The organism is Thalassospira alkalitolerans (genome assembly GCF_002115745.1).
Lineage (GTDB): Bacteria > Pseudomonadota > Alphaproteobacteria > Rhodospirillales > Thalassospiraceae > Thalassospira > Thalassospira alkalitolerans.
Genome location: NZ_JFKB01000026.1, coordinates 1 through 18,401, shown reverse-complemented (window position 1 = coordinate 18,401; position 18,401 = coordinate 1). Strand labels below are relative to the sequence as shown.

Sequence of the window (18,401 nt, the reverse complement as noted above, 5' to 3'; positions counted from 1 at the left end):
ACATGATATTTTGCCACAAGGGCAAGTGCGATGAGTTACCAGTTGGTCACTTCGTATTCACAGGCAACATCATCGTCATCGGTATCGGTCAGTGCAACTGTCAGGCGGCGCATCTGCGGATTGAAGCGTTTGACGAAGTTCAAAAGCACCAGGGCTTCTTCGGAAAGCTCACCGGCATCTTCGTCGTCTTCATCAAGTTCACACAGCTCGACCAGTTCCAGGAACAGGGCCGCCAGCGCACGCTGAACGTCTTCGCCGCCCTTAAGACCACCGGTCAAGTCACCAAGCGGCCTCAGATCGACGTCAAGCTTGCGGAGTGTTTTGCTCATCTGATTGATGGCATCTTCGTCCAGAACCATCTCGGCCGCGACCATATGCGTGCCGACTTCATTGATATTCAGAAAGCCGATGAATTCAAACAGATCGTCTTTCTTGCGGCCTTCGGCCAAAAGCTGTTCGGTGTGGGCTTCGAATTCGTCGAAATCAATGTCTTCGCCAAGATCATTTTCGAGGTCGCTCATGTCACTCTCCAGTGGAAATTTGCGCCGCTGATACTCTGTATCGATCAAAAACACAACCCGCACCGGGCGAACAAAGGGCAGGCATGCATGGATCACAGACCAAATTCAATATAAGAAACATCAAAGCCGATTGCGAAGAAACACCTATCTTCAGTAGGATGCCGTTACGGTCTGTCAGATTTTGCGACCGATACGACTTTAACGGCGGATCATATTATGCCTGAATTTACGCTACTTGATATTGCAGCCATCAGTTGGGCTTTTATTTGGTGGATTGGTTATACCATTTTTGCCGATGCCACCTCGCAGCGCCGAAATTCAATATCGGCCCATATGGCGCGCAATCGCCATCGCTGGATGGAACAGATGCTTAAACGCAATCTGCGTATGGTCGATACAGCGATTGCCGGCAACCTGATTACAGGCATCAGTTTCTTTTCCTCGACCACCATTCTGGTGCTAATCGGTCTGGTTGCGCTTCTGGGCTATACCGAAAAAGCCATGCAGACCGTATCTGCCCTGCCCTTTGCCGTTATAACCACATCCGCGGTCTGGGAATGCAAGGTCGTGCTTCTGCTGCTGATCTTTATCTATGCGTTTTTCAAATTCACCTGGGCTTTCCGATTATCAAACTATTGTTCGATCCTGATCGGTGCAGCCCCCGATCCAAGCGATCCGGATGCCGCCCGTGCCGCCGCCCGCGCCGCCCGTATGAACATGATGTCGGCCCATAACTTCAACCGGGGCATTCGTGCCTATTTCTTCGCGCTGTCGGCTTTGGCATGGTTCTACCACCCCGCAGCCTTCATCATTGGTGCCGCATGGGTCACACTGGTGCTTTATAACCGCGAATTCCGCTCGCATGCTCTTGATATTCTAACCGGGCACCATTGATTGATCGCTGGTTATTATCGCCAACCAAAACCAAAGGGCTGCGATTTTCGCAGCCCTTTGGTTTCTGAATATTTTGAATGGTCAGGCCGCTTGTCGCCGACGTCGCAGGGCATAACCGGCAATCACCAACATCACCAACCCGACCGGCAATGCCGCCGAATACAAAAGCGCGCCCCAGCCTGATCCGGAATAGATAGAACCCGCGGACAAAGACGCCATGGCAACCGTCCCGAACACGACAAATTCGTTGATCGCCTGCACGCGCGCTTGCTCTGCCGGGCGATAGTTTTCTGTCAAAAACGTCGTTGCGCCAACAAACATAAAGTTCCAGCCAACCCCAAGCAGCACCAGCGACGGCCAGAAATTGGCCATCAAATCCTGCCCACCAAGCCCGAATGCCAAGCAAATCAGGTTCAGCACCGCCCCAATCTGAATGATGGTAAGCGCACCAAACCGGCGGATTAGATTGCCAGTAAAGAACCCCGGCGCATACATGCCAACCACATGCCATTGAATGATAAAGGCCGCATCCCCGAATTCGTAATTACAATCAAGGATCGCAAGTGGTGTCGCGGTCATCACAAAACTCATGACGGCATAACCAAGTGCGCCAGCCACCATGGCAACAATCACGGCGGGTTGCCCCAGCACGGTCTTAAGCGGCCTTGCAGGTTCGTCATGTTGACGTCCACGCGTATCAGGCAACCGCAATTGCCCGATCACAACAACCAACAAGACCTGCAAGCCGATCAGGGCGAGGAATGTGCCAAGGAACGGCACGGTTTCAAACCAGTTGCGCGCGAAACTTGCCAAATTCGGCCCAACAAAGGCCGCGGCAAGCCCGCCCAGCATGGTCAGCGAAATCGCACGTGACCGGAATTCGGGTGGTGCAACTTCGGCGGCGGCAAACCGATATTGCATGGCAATAGCATTGGCCGACCCGATACAGGAACAGGCTACACACAACATCCAGAAACTGCCGAAATAAACGGTGCCCATTCCAGATAAGGCGCCCAGCATGCCAATCCCCGACCCGACCCAGAATACCGCCCGTCGACCAAACCGGTTCATCATCAACGCTGATGGTGCTGTGGTCAGCATCATGGCGATCATGGTAAAGGCCACTGGTAAGGTCGAAAGCGATTTATCGGGCGCCAGCGAATAACCAATCACGGCCGCAACTGTGAATAACAGTGACATCGCACTGGCAGACAGCGCGACGCAAAGGCTTAGAAACAGGATATTTCTGCGAATTTCGGGGCTCGGCATCGGGGCTTCCCTTTGGGTATGTCTGGCGTGGTGGCGCCATTATTATTTAGGGTTTTTGACAAAACACAAAAACAAGGAATTTCTGTAAAATCCCAACCGAGTTGCATCTTGCCCTGTGGTCTTTTGATGTTATATTGGCTTTATCAATTAACGGGATAGCATCAATGCACGGCATGGCCGACAAAAAATTGATGGAATACGCAATCGCCGCACGCCTTTCAGGCGGAGTGGGTTTTTGTGTTGCTGTTCCGGGCGCTTTTTTCAAAGAGCGAACTTGACCTCATCCTGAAATTCCTTTTCTTGTGCATACAGCCCGCGTAAACATGCGGGTTTGAAAAATGCGCACATGACTTTATTTGCCCGCAGAAAACAGAGTTGAGCCAAACATGATTGCCCTCACCCTTCCGGACGGCGCCGTACGCGAATTTGACGGTCCTGTATCGGGTTTCGATGTTGCCAAAAGCATCAGTCCTTCGCTGGCGAAGAAATCCTTTGCCATCATCGTTAACGGCGAACTGCGCGACCTTATGCGCGAGATCGACACTGATGCCGCCATCGAGATTGTGACCAAAGGGCACAAGGAAGTTCTGCCGCTGATCCGGCATGACTGCTCCCATGTCATGGCCGAAGCTGTTCAGGAACTTTATCCCGATACGCAGGTCACCATCGGACCGTCTATTGACAACGGTTTCTATTACGACTTTGCCCGCGAAACCCCCTTTACGCCGGACGATCTGATCAAGATCGAAAAGCAGATGCACAAAATCGTCGAGCGTAACGAGAAAATCGAACGCGAAGTCTGGGATCGCAACGAAGCCATCCAGTTCTTCCTCGACAAGGGCGAAGACTATAAGGCCGAGATCATTCGCGATCTTCCGGAAACCGAGACGATCACCTGCTATCGTCAAGGTAACTTTATTGATCTGTGTCGTGGCCCGCATGCGCCATCAACCGGGAAAATCGGCAAGGCTTTCAAACTGATGAAAGTCGCCGGTGCCTATTGGCGCGGCAATTCCGATAACGAAATGCTGCAACGTATCTATGGCACCTGCTGGGAAACCCAGGAAGAGCTTGATGCCTATCTGCATATGCTTGAAGAAGCCGAAAAACGCGACCATCGCCGATTGGGCCGCGAAATGGACCTTTTCCACATGCAGGAAGAAGCCCAGGGATCGGTGTTCTGGCATGACAAGGGGCTAAAGCTTTATCGCAAGGTCGAAAATTACGTCCGCGAACGTCTTGATGCCGCGGGCTATCAGGAAGTCCGCACCCCACAGCTTGTTGACCGTATCCTTTGGGAAAAATCCGGGCATTGGGAAAAGTTCCGCGAGAACATGTTCACCACCACCCCGGATGAAGATGATCCCGAAAAGGTTCTGGCACTCAAGCCAATGAACTGCCCGTGCCACGTGCAGATTTTCCGCATGGGCAGCAAGTCATACCGTGACCTGCCGCTGCGTATGGCGGAATTTGGCTGTTGCCATCGCAATGAACCATCCGGCGGTCTGCACGGCATCATGCGCGTGCGCCAGTTCATTCAGGACGATGCGCATATCTTCTGTACCGAAGACCAGATTGTTTCGGAAACCAAGATTTTCTGTGATCTTCTGAAATCGGTTTACAAGGATTTCGGCTTTACCGATGTCTTGGTTAAATTCTCGGACCGCCCCGAAATTCGCGCCGGTTCAGATGAAATTTGGGACAAGGCGGAAACCGCCCTTCGCGAAGCTGCCGAAGAAGCCGGTCTTAAGCTTGAAATCAATCCGGGTGAAGGTGCATTCTACGGACCGAAGCTTGAATTCGTTCTGCGCGATGCAATTGGTCGTGACTGGCAGTGCGGCACGCTTCAGGCCGACTTTGTTCTGCCCGAACGCCTTGACGCGTCCTACATGGGCGAAGACGGTGAAAAACATCGTCCGGTCATGCTGCACCGTGCGATCCTTGGCTCGCTTGAACGCTTTATCGGCATTCTGATCGAAAACTATGCCGGTCGTTTGCCGCTGTGGCTGTCACCGGTTCATGCGGTGGTCTGCACCATCACCAACGAAGCAGATGACTATGCACATGAAGTCAAAAAGGCACTTGAAGCCAAAGGCTTGACCGTTGAACTTGATGTTCGCAATGAAAAGATCAATTACAAGGTCCGCGAACACAGCCACGCCAAAGTGCCGTTCATTCTGGCACTTGGCAAACGCGAAGCCGAAGAAAAAACCGCTTCGGTTCGTCGGATTGGTTTCAAGCATCAGAAAACCTATGGCATTGACGAAATCGGCGATGCCATGGTTGCCGAAATCCAAAATCGCGTGATCGAAGCCGAATTCTAATCCTTTGGATTTTGATCCAACATGACCGCATATAACAAAGGCCCGCAGCACATCATGTTGCGGGCCTTTTGCATTTTAGCAGCCTTACCGCCCTGTCGACCGTCATGGCCGCCTATTGCGGAGGCAGTTTGGGGCCTTTGCCCGAACGGCCAAGCGACAATGTGAATTTTCCATCATCTGACAGTTCTGATGCCATATCCGTCCTTTGATCCTGCGCCTGTTGATAGGCCGCGGCGGGATGCCGCGCATTGCCAAACACACCGCCAATAAACCGCCAGATTTTTGGCACCAGCCAAATCAACAACAGCATGAAAACGCCAAACAGCACAAAAAATGTCACCGGATGAAAAACAACCGCATACAACATCCCGAAAACAGCAAGGTCTTCGGTCACCGATGCAACGCTGTTTGATACGGGTTCTGGCGATGCATTAATCGCGGCCCGGCTGCCTGCCTTTGCGAAATGACTGCTGGCCGTTATGGTCCCGCCGACAAGAAGCGCGAGTAAGGCTTGTGTTTCAGGGCCAAGACCGCTGTCAAACCCACTAACAGCACCAGCCGCCAGCATGGCACCGGCCGGAATGCGAATGAAGGTATGGATCGCGTCCCAGACGCTATCGACAAAGGGAATTTTATCGGCAACAAATTCGATCAGATACAAAACCAAAGCCAGTGCAAGCACCCACCAGGCACTCAGAATTTGCAATTCTGACGGCAAATCAATCAACCCGAAATTTTCCATCAATCCGAGAACAAGCACCGTGCCATAAAGATTGACGCCGCTTGCCCATGCCCCGCCCATTGCCAAGGCAAGTGTTTCGATCAGTCCCAATTGTTTCAGCCTTTTATGATGTAATGCCTTCACCAACTCGTGACTGCATTTAACCTGAAGTTATGATAAATCCAAAGTTCGAACACTGGTTTCGCACGTCGTGCATGTGTGACATCCCTGAAAGGTAACGACGATGACCTCCAAAGGCAAAACCCAAAACCTTATTGCATCCGCATCTCTGGCCATTGCGCTTGCATTTGGCGCGGCAACCTCGCCTGCCCTTGCCATGGGCAATGCCGACAGTTGGGGCAGCGACAAACCCGACCTTTCCGCCGTTACCGAAATGATCGATGCCGGAAAATACGATCTGGCAATCGAGGGCCTTGAAGCCATGCTTGCCGATGATCCCAAAAACGCCGATCTTTTGAACTATCTGGCCTATAGCCAACGCAAGTCAGGCGATTATGACAGTGCCGCACAGAACTATGAACGTGCCCTGATGATCAACCCTGAACATATCGGCGCCCTTGAATATCAAGGTGAACTGTTCCTGCAGACTGGAAAACCCGATATGGCACGTGAAAACCTTGCGCGACTTGAAAAAATATGCGGCATAAATTGCAATGAATACAAAGAGCTAGCCGGAAAAATAACGCAATAGGTGTGCTTGGAACAAAAAAACGCGAAAACTATTCGTCAGGATAGCTTTGCAACGACCTTCTTAAGCGCCATGTAATGATTACCCTTGGATCATGAACTGGACGAAAGTCGATGTCTGACGCAGTTATGCGCAAAAGCTATGTCGTTGTTGTTATTCGCAACACCGGACAACCGATGGAACTCACGAAGGCTCCAGACTATCAAACGGCACTAACAGCAGCCAAGGATGCCATAACCAACAAAAACAACACCGAAGTGCACGTCGTCGAAAGCAAATACGACGAGGCCAACAAGCGTGAAAAAAAGCATATCGTCAAAATTCTGACCCGCGAAAACGCCGGTGGCACCAGTGGGAAGGCGCGTGGTCAAACACCCGCTGTCACCCGCGAAGTTGCCAATCAAGCCACCAAAAGCATCATGAACATCGTCATCGCGGTGACGGTTCTGGTTTTGCTGGCGGGGATCATGATTCCCCTGCTGAATCGCTAATTGTCCATTGATCAAATCTGCCCTGATTTTCCTGAAAATCCGTCTTCGGCCGTAAAACCGAAAACGAATTCAGTCACCTGTTGTCTCTGATTGCTTGACAGTCTTCCGCCCGATTGCAAAATTGGGGGTGTCCGAGAACGGACGCTTGGGGACTTAAAGGAAAATCAGGTGCAAATTGATCAATAAAAGCGCCAAATCCGCAACACTGTCACGCTGGAAATACGGCTGCTTGACCACAGTCCTGTTTATTCCTTTTCTAGCTGGGTGTTCAAAAGGTGACATGATGTCACTGTTCGTTGCTGATAACGGTGCATCGAACCGGATCACCATCAGCGACGCAGGCACCCTGCCTGAAATGCCTCAGTCCCAAACACCAGATATCGCCAGAACACCGGGCATTAACAGTGCTGCCTGTGGTTTGTTTTTTGGTGATACCCCTCTAAAAACGATACCCTCCAATCCGCAATCTGCGACCGATCCTGATGAACCGATTGCCCTTCAAGGTGACCCGGCATCGGATCTGCGCCAGGCCATCGCATTTGATTTGGCTGGCGAACCTGCCAGGGCACGTCGACTTTATCTTTGGCTGACAGCCGCCGATCCAAATGTGACAACCACAATTGATTGCGGTAATGGAATCATACTGACCGGCACGATCACCAGCTTGGCGCAAAAACGCCTTAAAGCACTTGATGCTGGCAACCCCGACCTTGCCCGGTCACGCGAAATCGATGCAGTGATTGCGGCGGCAACTGTGGCGCCCGGTCCGGAACTTCCCAATCCACCGACAATAAAACGCAATCGTGATTTTTATAACAACACCATTGCCGCCAACGTCCCGCCCGAAGATTCCATAACGCCAAGAACGACGATGAAAATGGATGTCAGTGCAAATACGGCGCGCCTGACATCTGTTGACAGGCCTGCCGCGCGAATTGCATCACCGACAGTGCCGACACAAGCACCGGCGGCGGCAGCTCCGACAATAGCACCAACACCGTCCAAGGCCGCCTCAGCCGCTTTAATTACCACATCAGCCCCCCCGGGCACGATCAAGGGCAGTGCGATAACACCAAGCGCCTCGAACAAGGCGCTGCTATCAACCACGCGCCCGGTTGAAAGCGGCACATTGGAACTTGCCGACGAAGTTCCGGTTGCAAGCCTCTCCATGATTGAAGTCCCGATGGTCGATGCCACAACTGACCGACCGATCACACCAAAGCCTGTTACCGTGCCTGAACCCACGACATCGGCGAAAGCCCAATCCCAGGTCGCCCCTCCAGGCAGCCCTTATTACACAGTCCAACTGGCAGCCTATCGCTCGCGCGAGATGGCCGAATCACGCTGGCAGCGCTTTCAAGCAATGGGGGATGGTATCCTTGGTGGTGCCACCCACAATGTCCAAAGCATCGCGATCGAGGGCAAGGGCCTGTTTTTCCGCCTGATGACCGGCCAATATACCCGTAAGACCGATGCACAATCGGCTTGCAACGGATTAAAGCGTGCCGGGATCGATTGCCTGATCCGCCAAGTTACCCCGTGATCAGCAATGACCGGTTTAATCCCTTCCTTGATCTGACTTCTAATCCGCTGCCCCATAGAACCGGTTTTACCGGTTTTACCGGTTTTACACACCGGACTTGCACGGGTCTGATTTTCTTTGGGTTGGCAACATCACACCAAACGGCCCAATCGCCAATGACATTATGACCGGGTTTCGCCTTTGTGTGGGGAACGGATATCCAACGGCTTGTTGATCCATTGCCCAAAGGCACGATGACGGGCCTCCGGCCGTGTTTTGCGGCCATGACGACGCAAAAACCCCGGCAGCCGGGATAAGATGGCTTCGATTTTGCTGTTATGATGATAATAACGCCAGCGTAGATATTGGATAAACCGTCTTGTCCGTTTTGATCCGGCCGCAAGCATCGGAATACCGATTGCAATAAAGACAATTCCGAAAAATGGCGGCGGCAAGGGCAGGAAAACACATCCGATAAACAGGCTGATCACACCGCCCACCATCAATACCGTCGATTTCAAATGTCGTATGCGTTGCAAATCAGCGATATCCTGGAAAATAGGCATGGGCATGGGCATGGGCATGGGCAACATGATTATCGCCGCCGATGCCCGCCGAACCAAAAGAATGTTCCAAGACAATTTCCCGTGAAGACGATTGCTAAAGTGGTGATCTGCGCTAAATTGCAGGTCAATTCATCAACGCAAGTCAGGTTATCGGCATGTTCTCTTCTGTTGCCCCCGAAAAAATTACTGTTCCATCTGCTGAAAACGCCCTGCCCGGTCGCGCCGAACAAGTTCAGGTCGCAGATCGCAATGTCGTCACCGGCAATCCTATGACCGGACCGTTCCCGGAAAACCTTGAAACCGCAGTATTCGGCATGGGCTGTTTTTGGGGTGCCGAACGCCTTTTCTGGAAGCAGAAAGGCATTTTCAGCACCGCAGCCGGATATGCTGGTGGCCACACCGAAAACCCGACCTATCGCGAAGTTTGCAGCGGCATGACCGGTCACGCCGAAGTTGTTCAGGTGGTGTTCGATCCAGCCGTAATTTCCTATCCGGCACTCCTGCAACTGTTTTGGGAAAATCACAACCCGACACAGGGCATGCGTCAGGGAAATGATGTGGGCACGCAATACCGTTCGGTGATCCATACCCAAAATGCAGCCCAAAAAGAGGCCGCCCTCGCATCCAGACAAAACTATCTTGATGCCTTGAAATCAGCAGGTCATACCGCAATCACCACCGAGATCGAAGACGCACCGACCTTTTTCTATGCCGAAGATTTCCATCAGCAATATCTGCATAAAAACCCCGATGGTTATTGTGGACTGGGTGGCACGGGTGTTTCCTGCCCCGGAATGTGACCGGGGACATACCCAGCAGATAAAAACTATGATCTGTGCCGTCAAAAAAGCAGCGTGATGAAAAGAAAGCTCAGCTTCGCCCGCGTAAAACGGACGAAGCCTGATTTAGGGTCGAAACTCCCCGAAGCGATCAGACCGGCTTACCGCCATATTCACGGCTAAGATCGGCGCAGACCCGGCGAACTTTCAATCCAAACTGTTCGATCCGGTCATTGGGAATACGTGCCGCAGGCCCCGAAAGCGACAGGGCCGCAATTGGCAAACCGGTTTCATCGCGCACCACACCAGCCACACAGCGCAATCCAATAGCGTGTTCTTCGTCATCAAGCGCATAGCCACGCTGGCGCGACCGCTCAAGATCACCTTTCAGGGTCTTTCCGCTGACCAAAGTACGTTCGGTGATCTTGGGCAGGCCATGCTGGGCAATGACAGCATCAACTTCTTCGTCCGGCAAAAACGCCAAAAGCGCCTTGCCCACCCCGGAACAATGCATAAGGGCGCGGCGCCCCGGTGTAACAAGAGCGCGCATCATCTTGCGGCATTCAACCTGCGACAGGAAAATAACCTCGCCACCGTCTGCAACCGCCAGATTGACGGTTTCACCGCTGTCTTCCATCAAGGCCCGCATATAGGGCCGGGCAATCTGGCTAAGATTGCGGTTTTTGGTAAAGGCGTTGCCAACGCTGAAGGCCTGTACGCCAACGGACCATAATGTCCGCTCGCTATCAAAGGTGACATAGCGTTCATGCTGCATCGTCGTCAGCAACCGGTGAACGGTTGATGGCGGTAAATGCACCTGATGGGCAGTTTCGGTCAAAGTCATGCCGTCTTCACTATCGGCAAGGGTATTCAGAATACTGAGCGCCCTTACCAATGACTGAACCTGCTGCATGCAGATCTTCCTCCCGGTCGCGGGCCTTATTTGGCCCTTATAAACTGATATAATAAGATATTATGGGATCGGCCTTACGCACGCACGGACTTTTCGCGCATCCAAACCAAAGTGGAATAGGCAATCAGATAAAGCGTCGCGACGGCAAAGGAAAGGATCGTGCCTGTATTGATCCCCCAAATCGGATAGGTGACCGTCACGGCCAGAATGTAAATCCACAACGCCCCCATGCCCCTTGGGAAGTTACGGATAACCGTGTGTAACGGCCCGACACCGTATGAAACATGCAAGATCAGCATCATCGGATAAAGCGTTACCGGGAACCCCGAAAACAGCCCGGCCCATTTCGGCCCGATCCATGCCGCAATGCCACTGATGCCCAAAACAATCAATGCCGCCAAAACAGCCCGAAACAACACTACACTGCGCGTCAGCCGCACACGGTTCAAAATACGGACATTCTCGATCCCGCGAAACAGCACCAAAGCCATCCCCATCGCAATCAAAAGCGCAATTGCACCTGATACACGATTAAAGGAAATCTGCTGACAAATCCATGAAACCGTCAGGAACGCCCCAAAGGCCGCAAGCGAACTAAGGGGCAATTGCCAGACCATTTTTTGATGCAATAGCTGGCGTGACACCAGATAATAGGCATACAAAAAGGCCAATGTCGCAATCAGGCCCGGCAAGGCATAAACTGCACTTTCCGAGGCAAAGGCAACACCCTGCTCGACCCCGATAAAATAAAGCAGGATCGCCGTGCCAAGCGGATATCCTGAAAGAACGCCGGCAACACGCGGCCCGGCCCGTTCAGCCAGCACCGATAAAATCAGCACAACACCAATCGATACTGCAAGCTTGGCAAACAGCAACGCCACGAAAACCTCCCTGAACTTTTTTCGACAATTCATTGATGACTTGTCGTTATATTATATTTTATCGCTAGTCCGTTTTAACCTGTTGCGCAAGTCTGAACCAATTTTCCGGGGCCGCGCTATGCGTGCCACGATGCACCCAAAATAAAACGGGCCCCCGAAGGCGCCCGCATTTTCAGTTCTAAAGTTATATTCCGAACGGCTATCGCCTCCGCCCGGATCGCATCACGACACCGCCGAAAGTTTTGGCTTTGGGGTTTCGGCACCACGGACAGAATTTCGCGGTTTTTGCATGATAACACCGCGCCAACCCAATCCCTTATAGGTTTCATAACCCGGCGTCAGAGCATAGGCAACCAGTGTCCCATCCCCCAAAAAATACGACCCGCGCGCAGGATCATCACCACCCAATTTAAACGTTTCGCTCAGAACACCCAGATCATCAGATGCGGCAATCATGCGATCTGTTGAATCAATCAGAATCACACGCGTCCGTGCGCGTTCCTCGTCGTTAAAGTTCAATGCCTTGACCACCATCGGAGCCTGACTTTCCCAATCAAAGAATACGCCCATAACGCCGATGACCTCGCCATTGGCCTTCCCCCCACGGCGCACGGCCGTGGCATAGGTCGCCGTCGCGGCATTGCCCAACAGATCGTTGCGTTCGATATCGGCAACGGCATAATCGCCACCATCGCGGCACCGCATGGCATCTCGGAACCATTGCATATGGCTGATATCCGCACCGGCAAGACGATATTTATCGGGCCGCCCGTTGGCGATGATCCGTCCGTTACAATCGGCAACCCACAAATCCAGATAGACCGTATAGGAATCCAGAATAACGCCCAGTCGCTGGGACGCCAGTTCCGCCGCATCCGGATTTTCTGAATTTTCGCACACATCCACCACGGCCGCATCGGTCGCCCACCAACGGACATCACAAGACCGTTCAAAAAGGTTGCGATCCATCAGTTCAACAACATAACGCGACAGATCGGCAAACCGATCGCCGCGTGCGGTTTGCGCCGTGCGCTCAAGATCAAGCGCCAGATTATCAAACATCTGTTCAAGTTCTTCGGTAATGACCGTGACACGTTGCGAGATATCCTTGACCTCGTTGGCCACCACGCCAAATCCCCGCCCGACTTCTCCAACACGGGCAGCTTCGATCAATGCATTCAGCGCCAGCGTCCGCGTTGCCCGGGTTACCCCTTTGATCTCGGTTATCTTTTCATTGGCAAGATGGGACATCTCTGTCGCCACCTGCAAAATCCGTTCGGGCATCTCTGCAAGCTCCACTTAATGAGTTTCGGTTCCACCCTGTTTCGATGCATTTTTTTTACGCATCATTTTTATAAGCGTAATTTATATGCAATTCATGCCCGATTGGTTAATGTACAAATGCTTACATAGCTGATTTTCAAAAACTTCATTATTAAACTAAAACAAATAAAAAAAGAGCGGAAAAATCCCCGCCCTCTCTTTCAACTATGGATCATTAAACGACTAAATTGCCATTCACTATCGCTGAACAAGTTCACCGATATTATTCGCCCCAGAACGCACCTGACGTATCGAAGAACTTTGCGTCGGCTTCTGGACGATCACTCCACGCCAACCCAACCCTTCATATGTTTCAAACCCGGGCGTCAGCGCGTATGCGACGATACTTTCATCGTCTAACAAATATGCCCCCTTTTTCGCACCATCAATCCGCAATGATAGAAATTCACCGGCTCGTGCCAAGTGGTCAGATGATGCAATAACCTTGCAATCGCGATCTACAATCATAATCGTAGTCCGCTCACGTTCCTCGGCAGGAAGACTTACAGAATTTACAACCGACTCAGCCTGACTTTCCCAATCAAAAAAGATGCCCATAGCACCGATCACTTCACCATCGACTTCCCCACCTGAACGGACGGCCGTGGCATAGGTCGCGACGGACTTTCCTCCAAGCTCCTTGTTTGTTTCTACATCAGCCACGGCATATTCCTCCCCATTACGGGTCGCCATTGCTTGCTTGAACCATGCCGCAGAACTAACATTCACCCCCTTGACCCCATAACGCTCGGGGCGACCATTGGCAATAACTCGGCCATGTCGATCCGCAATCCAGAGGTCCAGATAAACAGTATAAGAATCAAGAATTACCCCTAGGCGCTTTGAAGCCCAGCTCACAGCCTCCAGGTCATCAGCCTTGATACAACCATCGACAACGGCACTATCAGTTGCCCACCAACGCACATCGCAGCTTCGCTCATAAAGATTACGGTCAATCAATTCGATCACGTAAAGTGCCAAATCTGACAGGCGCGATCCCCGTACGGTCTGGGCGGTTACCCGTAAATCACGCGCTTCATCAGCAAACAATCCCTGAAGCTCGGTTGCAATTGACGTAACCCGTTGGGAAATAGTATTCACTTCGCTCGCAACAACAGCAAATCCGCGCCCTGCCTCGCCAGCACGTGAAGCTTCGATCAAGGCATTCATCGCCAAAATCTTAGCTGTTCTTGTGACATTCTGAATCTCACCAACTTTGGCGGTTGTGAGCTCAGACATCTTTGTGGCAGCGTTCAAAATTCTCTCAGGCATAAAAGCCTCTCCCTGTTTTTATTTATTTTCCTTTGAAATTCTGAGTGGGAAACGCCTGAAACTCATTAGCTTTTTTTTAACTACAGATGAGAAATTTCTAATTTTATTAAATAATTTCAAGCATATATCATTACATTCCATTTACATAAATGACCTTTGACTACGCGTCACAAATAATCTGCGTGAAATCACCTAATACAATCGGCACCCTGATCCGTCGCGCTTGCATAGGACGTGTATACATCCAAATATTATAATTCCCGGTTGCAGATAATCTGCCCCAGACAATCAACGCCCGAAAATCCGCATTAAATGCGATTCGAATTCGAATTTTTGAGATAAAATTTCATAAGCCTGCTCTAAAAGCCGAATACAGACATAAAGTTGCTTATGCGCGCTTTACAGCATCACCCGTCCATGGAACATCAAGCCTAAGTGCTGACAAAATGCAAACCAGCGTCTGTCAATAGCTTCACACCGGTGACAAATAGCAAACCATAACAAACACGATAGAAAAGCTTTTCACTTATCTTGTCATGCGCCCAAAGGCCAAGCCAGGTTCCCAAAAGCGCCACCGGTACAAGCACAAGTGCGGTTCCCAGGTTGGCGCCACCAAACTGCCCCAAGAACCAGTACGGGATAAGCTTTACATAATTGACAACGATAAAGAACATGACCGTCGTGCCGACAAAGACCGTCTTGTCCATCCGTTGCGGCAACAAAAACACCGATACTGGCGGCCCGCCGGCATGGGCGACAAAACTGGTAAACCCGGCAATGGTTCCCCAAAAAGATCCCTTACCCCAACGGGCCGGCACAACGGCATCCCCCCGTTTCTTGCCACGGAACCAATGATCAAGTGTAAAGCCAATCGCAATAACCGCGATAATCAGCTTTACGGCGTATTCATTGAGATAACTAAACGATAGCGTCCCGATCAAAATACCCAGCAAAGCCGCCGGGATCAGGATCATCATATTGCGACGATCCCAATTCTTGCGATAGGCCCAGACATTCGCAAGATCCATCAGACACAGGATCGGCAACATGATCGCCGCCGCGGCTTGCGGCGACAATGCCAGTGCCATCAAAGGCACCGCGATCACGCCAAGCCCGCCCCCGAACCCGCTTTTGGAAACACCGGCAATCAGCACAGCCGGAATACCGACAAGATAAAAGAACGGATCGGTAATGATTTCCATAAAGCGGTCCAACAGGGAAATAGGAAAAGGACAAAGATCAAAGATCAAAGGAAAAAGACAGGATAACCGGGTAGTTCCCGATCCCTATTTTTCGGTCAAACGCGGCATCAATTCAACAAAGTTGCACGGGCGATGACGAATATCGAGCTGGTAAAACAAAATATCATCCCAGGCATCTTTGCAAGCCCCATTGGACCCCGGCAAGGCAAACATATAGGTCCCGCGCGCAACCCCGGCCGTCGCACGCGACTGGACGGTAGATGTCCCGATTTTGGCAAAGGACAACCACCGGAACAATTCGCCAAATCCGGGGATTTCCTTGTCATATACTTTCTGATGCGCTTCGGTGGTGACATCACGGCCGGTCACACCGGTTCCACCAGTACTGATCACCACATCAATCTCCGGATCGTCACACCACTGGTTTAATTGCGCAACAATGGCATCAAAGTCATCCTTGACGATGGCACGCGCGGCAACCTTGTGCCCCTTGGCCTCGATCCGGGAAACAAGGATATCGCCCGAGGTATCATTCTCAAGCGTGCGGCTATCGCTTGCAGTCAGAACCGCAATATTTACCGAGACAAACGGACGGCTTTCATCGATCTTGGCCATGGGGAACTCCGGCTGGTAACGTTGACTTGCGACAGAGTAGCCAGCGCGCCGCCAAGCGCAAGTCGTTTCGGGATATCGCACTGCACAAGCCCGCCGACGCGAATCAGGATCAACCAAAACCACAAGCGTTTTGGTTGTTTTATTACCAAAACGGACTGGCGGTAAACACGCAAACCGGATCATGCAAGCACGGCCTGAAAAATACCTTAATCACGCAATTACAATCGGATAACCAACAAATTTCACTTGGTTTATCAATACAAAACCTAACCAATTTCACACTTGCACGGCCCCATCCCATGACTTTTCTTGCCGTGCAACATAAATCTCCGTAAAAAAGTGGTAGGGAGATACCGATTTAACATTTAAAAATGATCGGTAACGACAAGAAAATAAACAGGCAGGAAACATAAGGATCCAAAATGAGCGACTTGCTTTGGCAGCCCAGTCCGACCCGCGTTAAGAACGCAAATGTCACCCAATTCCGCAATTGGGTGAATGAAAAGCACGATTTGAAGCTCGGCAGCTTCCACGCGCTTTATGACTGGTCAGTCGCCCACAAAGAGGATTTCTGGCCTGCAATTATTGACTATGTCGGTCTTAAAGCCGAACGCTGGGGCGACAGGGTTCTTGTCGATGGCGACAAGATGCCAGGGGCACAATTCTTCCCTGATGCGCGGCTTAATTTCGCGGAAAACCTGCTGGTTCGCGATGACGACACTGACGCCCTTGTCTTCTGGGGCGAAGACAAGGTCAAAAGCCGCATTTCATGGTGCGACCTGAATATTGCCGTATCGAAATTCTCGCAGGCATTGCGCGCCGAGGGCATCGTCAAGGGCGACCGCATTTGCGGCTATATGCCCAATATGATCGAAACCGTTATTGCGATGCTGGCGACGACTGCAATCGGGGCAACATGGTCCTCGGCCTCGCCCGACTTTGGCGTTCAGGGCGTTGTTGACCGGTTCGGCCAGATCGAACCGAAAATCATGATCACGGTTGATGGCTATCATTATAACGGCAAAAGCCACGATATTCGCGAAAAGGTCCGCGACGTTATTGACCGGATCGACAGCATCCAAAAAGTCGTGATCGTCAATTATGCCTTTGATGGCACCAATACCACCGGCATCCGTGGTGGCGTTGCCTATGACGATTTCATCGCCCCGTTTGACGCGCGCAAGATTGCCTTTGAACAGGTCGAGTTCAACCATCCGCTCTATGTCATGTTTTCGTCGGGAACGACGGGAAAACCGAAATGCATCGTCCATGGTACCGGCGGCACCCTGCTTAAACAGGTGTCCGAACATGTCTTGCATTGCGATGTGATACCGGGTGACCGCGTGTTCTATTTCACCACCTGCGGCTGGATGATGTGGAACTGGCTGATGGGTGGTCTGGCGGCGGGGGCAACGCTTCTGCTTTATGATGGCTCGCCTTTCTATCCTAGCGGCAACATCCTGTTTGATTATGCCGATGCCGAAGGCATGACATTGTTTGGCACCTCGGCCAAATATATCGACGCCCTTGCCAAGGCCGATCTTAAACCGCGCGAAACGCACGACCTTTCAACTGTGCGGGCGATGACCTCGACCGGATCGCCATTGGCCCCGGAAAGCTTTGATTATGTCTATCGTGATATTCGCCACGATATCCATCTGGCATCGATTTCCGGCGGCACAGACATTCTGGGATGTTTCGTGCTGGCCTGTCCGGTCTTACCGGTTAAGCGTGGCATCATTCAAACACGTGCATTGGGTCTGGCAGTTGACGTTTTTGATGATGCCGGCAAACCGATCCGCAATGAAAAGGGTGAACTGGTCTGTACCGCCCCCTTCCCGTCAATGCCGGTCGGTTTCTGGAATGACCCGGATGGCTCGCGCTATAAGGATGCCTATTTCAATCGGTTCGAAAACATCTGGTGCCACGGCGATTATGTCGAACTTGACGATGACGGCGGCATGGTAATTTACGGTCGCTCGGATGCGACACTTAATCCGGGTGGTGTGCGCATTGGCACCGCCGAGATTTATCGCCAGGTCGAAAAGCTGCCTGAAATCCAAGAATCCATCGTTATCGGTCAGGAATGGGATAACGACGTTCGGGTCGTTTTGTTTATTGTGCTGCGCGAAAAATATCAGCTAGACGAGCTTCTGATGGACCGTATACGCAAACAGATCCGCAATAATTGCACGCCACGACACGTCCCGGCAAAGATCATTGCCGTTGCAGACATCCCGCGTACCAAGTCTGGAAAAATCACCGAACTTGCCGTTCGCGATGTTGTGCATGGGCGCCCGGTCAAGAATCAGGAAGCACTTGCAAACCCCACAGCGCTTGAGCTTTTTGCCAATTTGCCCGAACTGCGTGGTTAATCTGGCAATTCACTCTGCCTTTTA

17 protein-coding genes are annotated in these 18,401 nt (G+C 51.7%); 7 read left to right on the top strand and 10 right to left on the bottom strand.

Going from position 1 to position 18,401, the window contains the following annotated elements:
- Positions 1–35: 35 nt before the first annotated feature.
- Positions 36–521, bottom strand: a complete 486-nt coding sequence (locus tag TALK_RS20800) for a hypothetical protein (protein WP_085621092.1) — start codon at positions 519–521, stop codon at positions 36–38.
- A gap of 216 nt (positions 522–737) precedes the next feature.
- Between TALK_RS20800 and TALK_RS20795 the strand changes: the two genes are divergently transcribed.
- Positions 738–1,415, top strand: a complete 678-nt coding sequence (locus tag TALK_RS20795; RefSeq protein ID WP_085621091.1) for a DUF599 domain-containing protein — start codon at positions 738–740, stop codon at positions 1,413–1,415.
- 81 nt (positions 1,416–1,496) lie between these two features.
- On the opposite strand, the gene TALK_RS20790 is transcribed toward TALK_RS20795, so the two are convergent.
- A complete protein-coding gene (locus TALK_RS20790) occupies positions 1,497–2,684 on the bottom strand; it encodes an MFS transporter (RefSeq protein WP_085621090.1) in 1,188 nt (395 codons plus the stop codon).
- A 386-nt stretch (positions 2,685–3,070) separates the two neighbouring features.
- Between TALK_RS20790 and thrS the strand changes: the two genes are divergently transcribed.
- Positions 3,071–5,008, top strand: coding sequence for a threonine--tRNA ligase (thrS, locus tag TALK_RS20785; RefSeq protein ID WP_085621089.1), 1,938 nt, complete (start codon positions 3,071–3,073; stop codon positions 5,006–5,008).
- A gap of 112 nt (positions 5,009–5,120) precedes the next feature.
- On the opposite strand, the gene TALK_RS20780 is transcribed toward thrS, so the two are convergent.
- Positions 5,121–5,840, bottom strand: coding sequence for a DUF4126 domain-containing protein (locus TALK_RS20780; RefSeq protein WP_085621088.1), 720 nt, complete (start codon positions 5,838–5,840; stop codon positions 5,121–5,123).
- Between the two features lie 133 nt (positions 5,841–5,973).
- On the opposite strand from TALK_RS20780, the gene TALK_RS20775 reads away from it, so the two are divergent.
- From TALK_RS20775 to TALK_RS20765, 3 genes are all read left to right on the top strand, one after another.
- On the top strand, positions 5,974–6,441 hold the full coding sequence (locus tag TALK_RS20775) for a tetratricopeptide repeat protein (protein ID WP_085621087.1): 468 nt from the start codon (positions 5,974–5,976) through the stop codon (positions 6,439–6,441).
- Positions 6,442–6,566: 125 nt separating this feature from the next.
- The gene (locus TALK_RS20770; protein WP_245830065.1) at positions 6,567–6,929 is read left to right on the top strand and encodes a hypothetical protein; all 363 of its coding nucleotides are present in this window, start codon (positions 6,567–6,569) and stop codon (positions 6,927–6,929) included.
- A gap of 280 nt (positions 6,930–7,209) precedes the next feature.
- Positions 7,210–8,472 carry an SPOR domain-containing protein gene (locus TALK_RS20765; protein WP_085621085.1) on the top strand — a complete coding sequence of 421 codons (1,263 nt, stop codon included), beginning with the start codon at positions 7,210–7,212 and terminating at the stop codon, positions 8,470–8,472.
- 161 nt (positions 8,473–8,633) lie between these two features.
- On the opposite strand, the gene TALK_RS20760 is transcribed toward TALK_RS20765, so the two are convergent.
- Positions 8,634–8,990, bottom strand: coding sequence for a hypothetical protein (locus TALK_RS20760; protein WP_085621084.1), 357 nt, complete (start codon positions 8,988–8,990; stop codon positions 8,634–8,636).
- Between the two features lie 182 nt (positions 8,991–9,172).
- Between TALK_RS20760 and msrA the strand changes: the two genes are divergently transcribed.
- Complete coding sequence (gene msrA / locus TALK_RS20755) at positions 9,173–9,817, top strand: peptide-methionine (S)-S-oxide reductase MsrA (protein WP_085621083.1); 645 nt, start codon at positions 9,173–9,175, stop codon at positions 9,815–9,817.
- Between the two features lie 130 nt (positions 9,818–9,947).
- Here the strand turns inward: msrA and TALK_RS20750 are convergent, their stop codons facing one another.
- The 6 genes from TALK_RS20750 to moaB all read right to left on the bottom strand — a co-directional run bounded on the left by TALK_RS20750 (position 9,948) and on the right by moaB (position 16,002).
- Positions 9,948–10,709: an IclR family transcriptional regulator gene (locus tag TALK_RS20750; protein WP_085621082.1), complete on the bottom strand. Its 762-nt coding sequence runs from the start codon at positions 10,707–10,709 to the stop codon at positions 9,948–9,950.
- 74 nt (positions 10,710–10,783) lie between these two features.
- The gene (locus TALK_RS20745; RefSeq protein ID WP_085621081.1) at positions 10,784–11,590 is read right to left on the bottom strand and encodes a hypothetical protein; all 807 of its coding nucleotides are present in this window, start codon (positions 11,588–11,590) and stop codon (positions 10,784–10,786) included.
- Between the two features lie 222 nt (positions 11,591–11,812).
- The gene (locus TALK_RS20740) at positions 11,813–12,874 is read right to left on the bottom strand and encodes a methyl-accepting chemotaxis protein (protein WP_085621080.1); all 1,062 of its coding nucleotides are present in this window, start codon (positions 12,872–12,874) and stop codon (positions 11,813–11,815) included.
- Positions 12,875–13,111: 237 nt separating this feature from the next.
- On the bottom strand, positions 13,112–14,185 hold the full coding sequence (locus TALK_RS20735; RefSeq protein ID WP_085621079.1) for a methyl-accepting chemotaxis protein: 1,074 nt from the start codon (positions 14,183–14,185) through the stop codon (positions 13,112–13,114).
- Between the two features lie 431 nt (positions 14,186–14,616).
- Positions 14,617–15,387: a sulfite exporter TauE/SafE family protein gene (locus TALK_RS20730; protein ID WP_085621078.1), complete on the bottom strand. Its 771-nt coding sequence runs from the start codon at positions 15,385–15,387 to the stop codon at positions 14,617–14,619.
- 84 nt (positions 15,388–15,471) lie between these two features.
- A complete protein-coding gene (gene moaB / locus TALK_RS20725) occupies positions 15,472–16,002 on the bottom strand; it encodes a molybdenum cofactor biosynthesis protein B (RefSeq protein ID WP_085621077.1) in 531 nt (176 codons plus the stop codon).
- Positions 16,003–16,424: 422 nt separating this feature from the next.
- Here moaB and TALK_RS20720 point away from each other — a divergent pair, with 422 nt between their 5' ends.
- On the top strand, positions 16,425–18,377 hold the full coding sequence (locus tag TALK_RS20720) for an acetoacetate--CoA ligase (RefSeq protein WP_085621076.1): 1,953 nt from the start codon (positions 16,425–16,427) through the stop codon (positions 18,375–18,377).
- Positions 18,378–18,401: the final 24 nt, after the last annotated feature.

Excerpts from the sequence above, each read along its gene's own strand:
- TALK_RS20800 (WP_085621092.1), bottom strand. The coding sequence starts at position 521 with ATGAGCGACCTCGAAAATGATCTTGGCGAAGACATTGATTTCGACGAA.
- TALK_RS20795 (WP_085621091.1), top strand. The coding sequence starts at position 738 with ATGCCTGAATTTACGCTACTTGATATTGCAGCCATCAGTTGGGCTTTT.
- TALK_RS20790 (WP_085621090.1), bottom strand. The coding sequence starts at position 2,684 with ATGCCGAGCCCCGAAATTCGCAGAAATATCCTGTTTCTAAGCCTTTGC.
- thrS (WP_085621089.1), top strand. The coding sequence starts at position 3,071 with ATGATTGCCCTCACCCTTCCGGACGGCGCCGTACGCGAATTTGACGGT.
- TALK_RS20775 (WP_085621087.1), top strand. The coding sequence starts at position 5,974 with ATGACCTCCAAAGGCAAAACCCAAAACCTTATTGCATCCGCATCTCTG.
- TALK_RS20770 (WP_245830065.1), top strand. The coding sequence starts at position 6,567 with ATGCGCAAAAGCTATGTCGTTGTTGTTATTCGCAACACCGGACAACCG.
- TALK_RS20765 (WP_085621085.1), top strand. The coding sequence starts at position 7,210 with ATGATGTCACTGTTCGTTGCTGATAACGGTGCATCGAACCGGATCACC.
- msrA (WP_085621083.1), top strand. The coding sequence starts at position 9,173 with ATGTTCTCTTCTGTTGCCCCCGAAAAAATTACTGTTCCATCTGCTGAA.
- TALK_RS20750 (WP_085621082.1), bottom strand. The coding sequence starts at position 10,709 with ATGCAGCAGGTTCAGTCATTGGTAAGGGCGCTCAGTATTCTGAATACC.
- TALK_RS20740 (WP_085621080.1), bottom strand. The coding sequence starts at position 12,874 with ATGCCCGAACGGATTTTGCAGGTGGCGACAGAGATGTCCCATCTTGCC.
- TALK_RS20735 (WP_085621079.1), bottom strand. The coding sequence starts at position 14,185 with ATGCCTGAGAGAATTTTGAACGCTGCCACAAAGATGTCTGAGCTCACA.
- TALK_RS20730 (WP_085621078.1), bottom strand. The coding sequence starts at position 15,387 with ATGGAAATCATTACCGATCCGTTCTTTTATCTTGTCGGTATTCCGGCT.
- moaB (WP_085621077.1), bottom strand. The coding sequence starts at position 16,002 with ATGGCCAAGATCGATGAAAGCCGTCCGTTTGTCTCGGTAAATATTGCG.
- TALK_RS20720 (WP_085621076.1), top strand. The coding sequence starts at position 16,425 with ATGAGCGACTTGCTTTGGCAGCCCAGTCCGACCCGCGTTAAGAACGCA.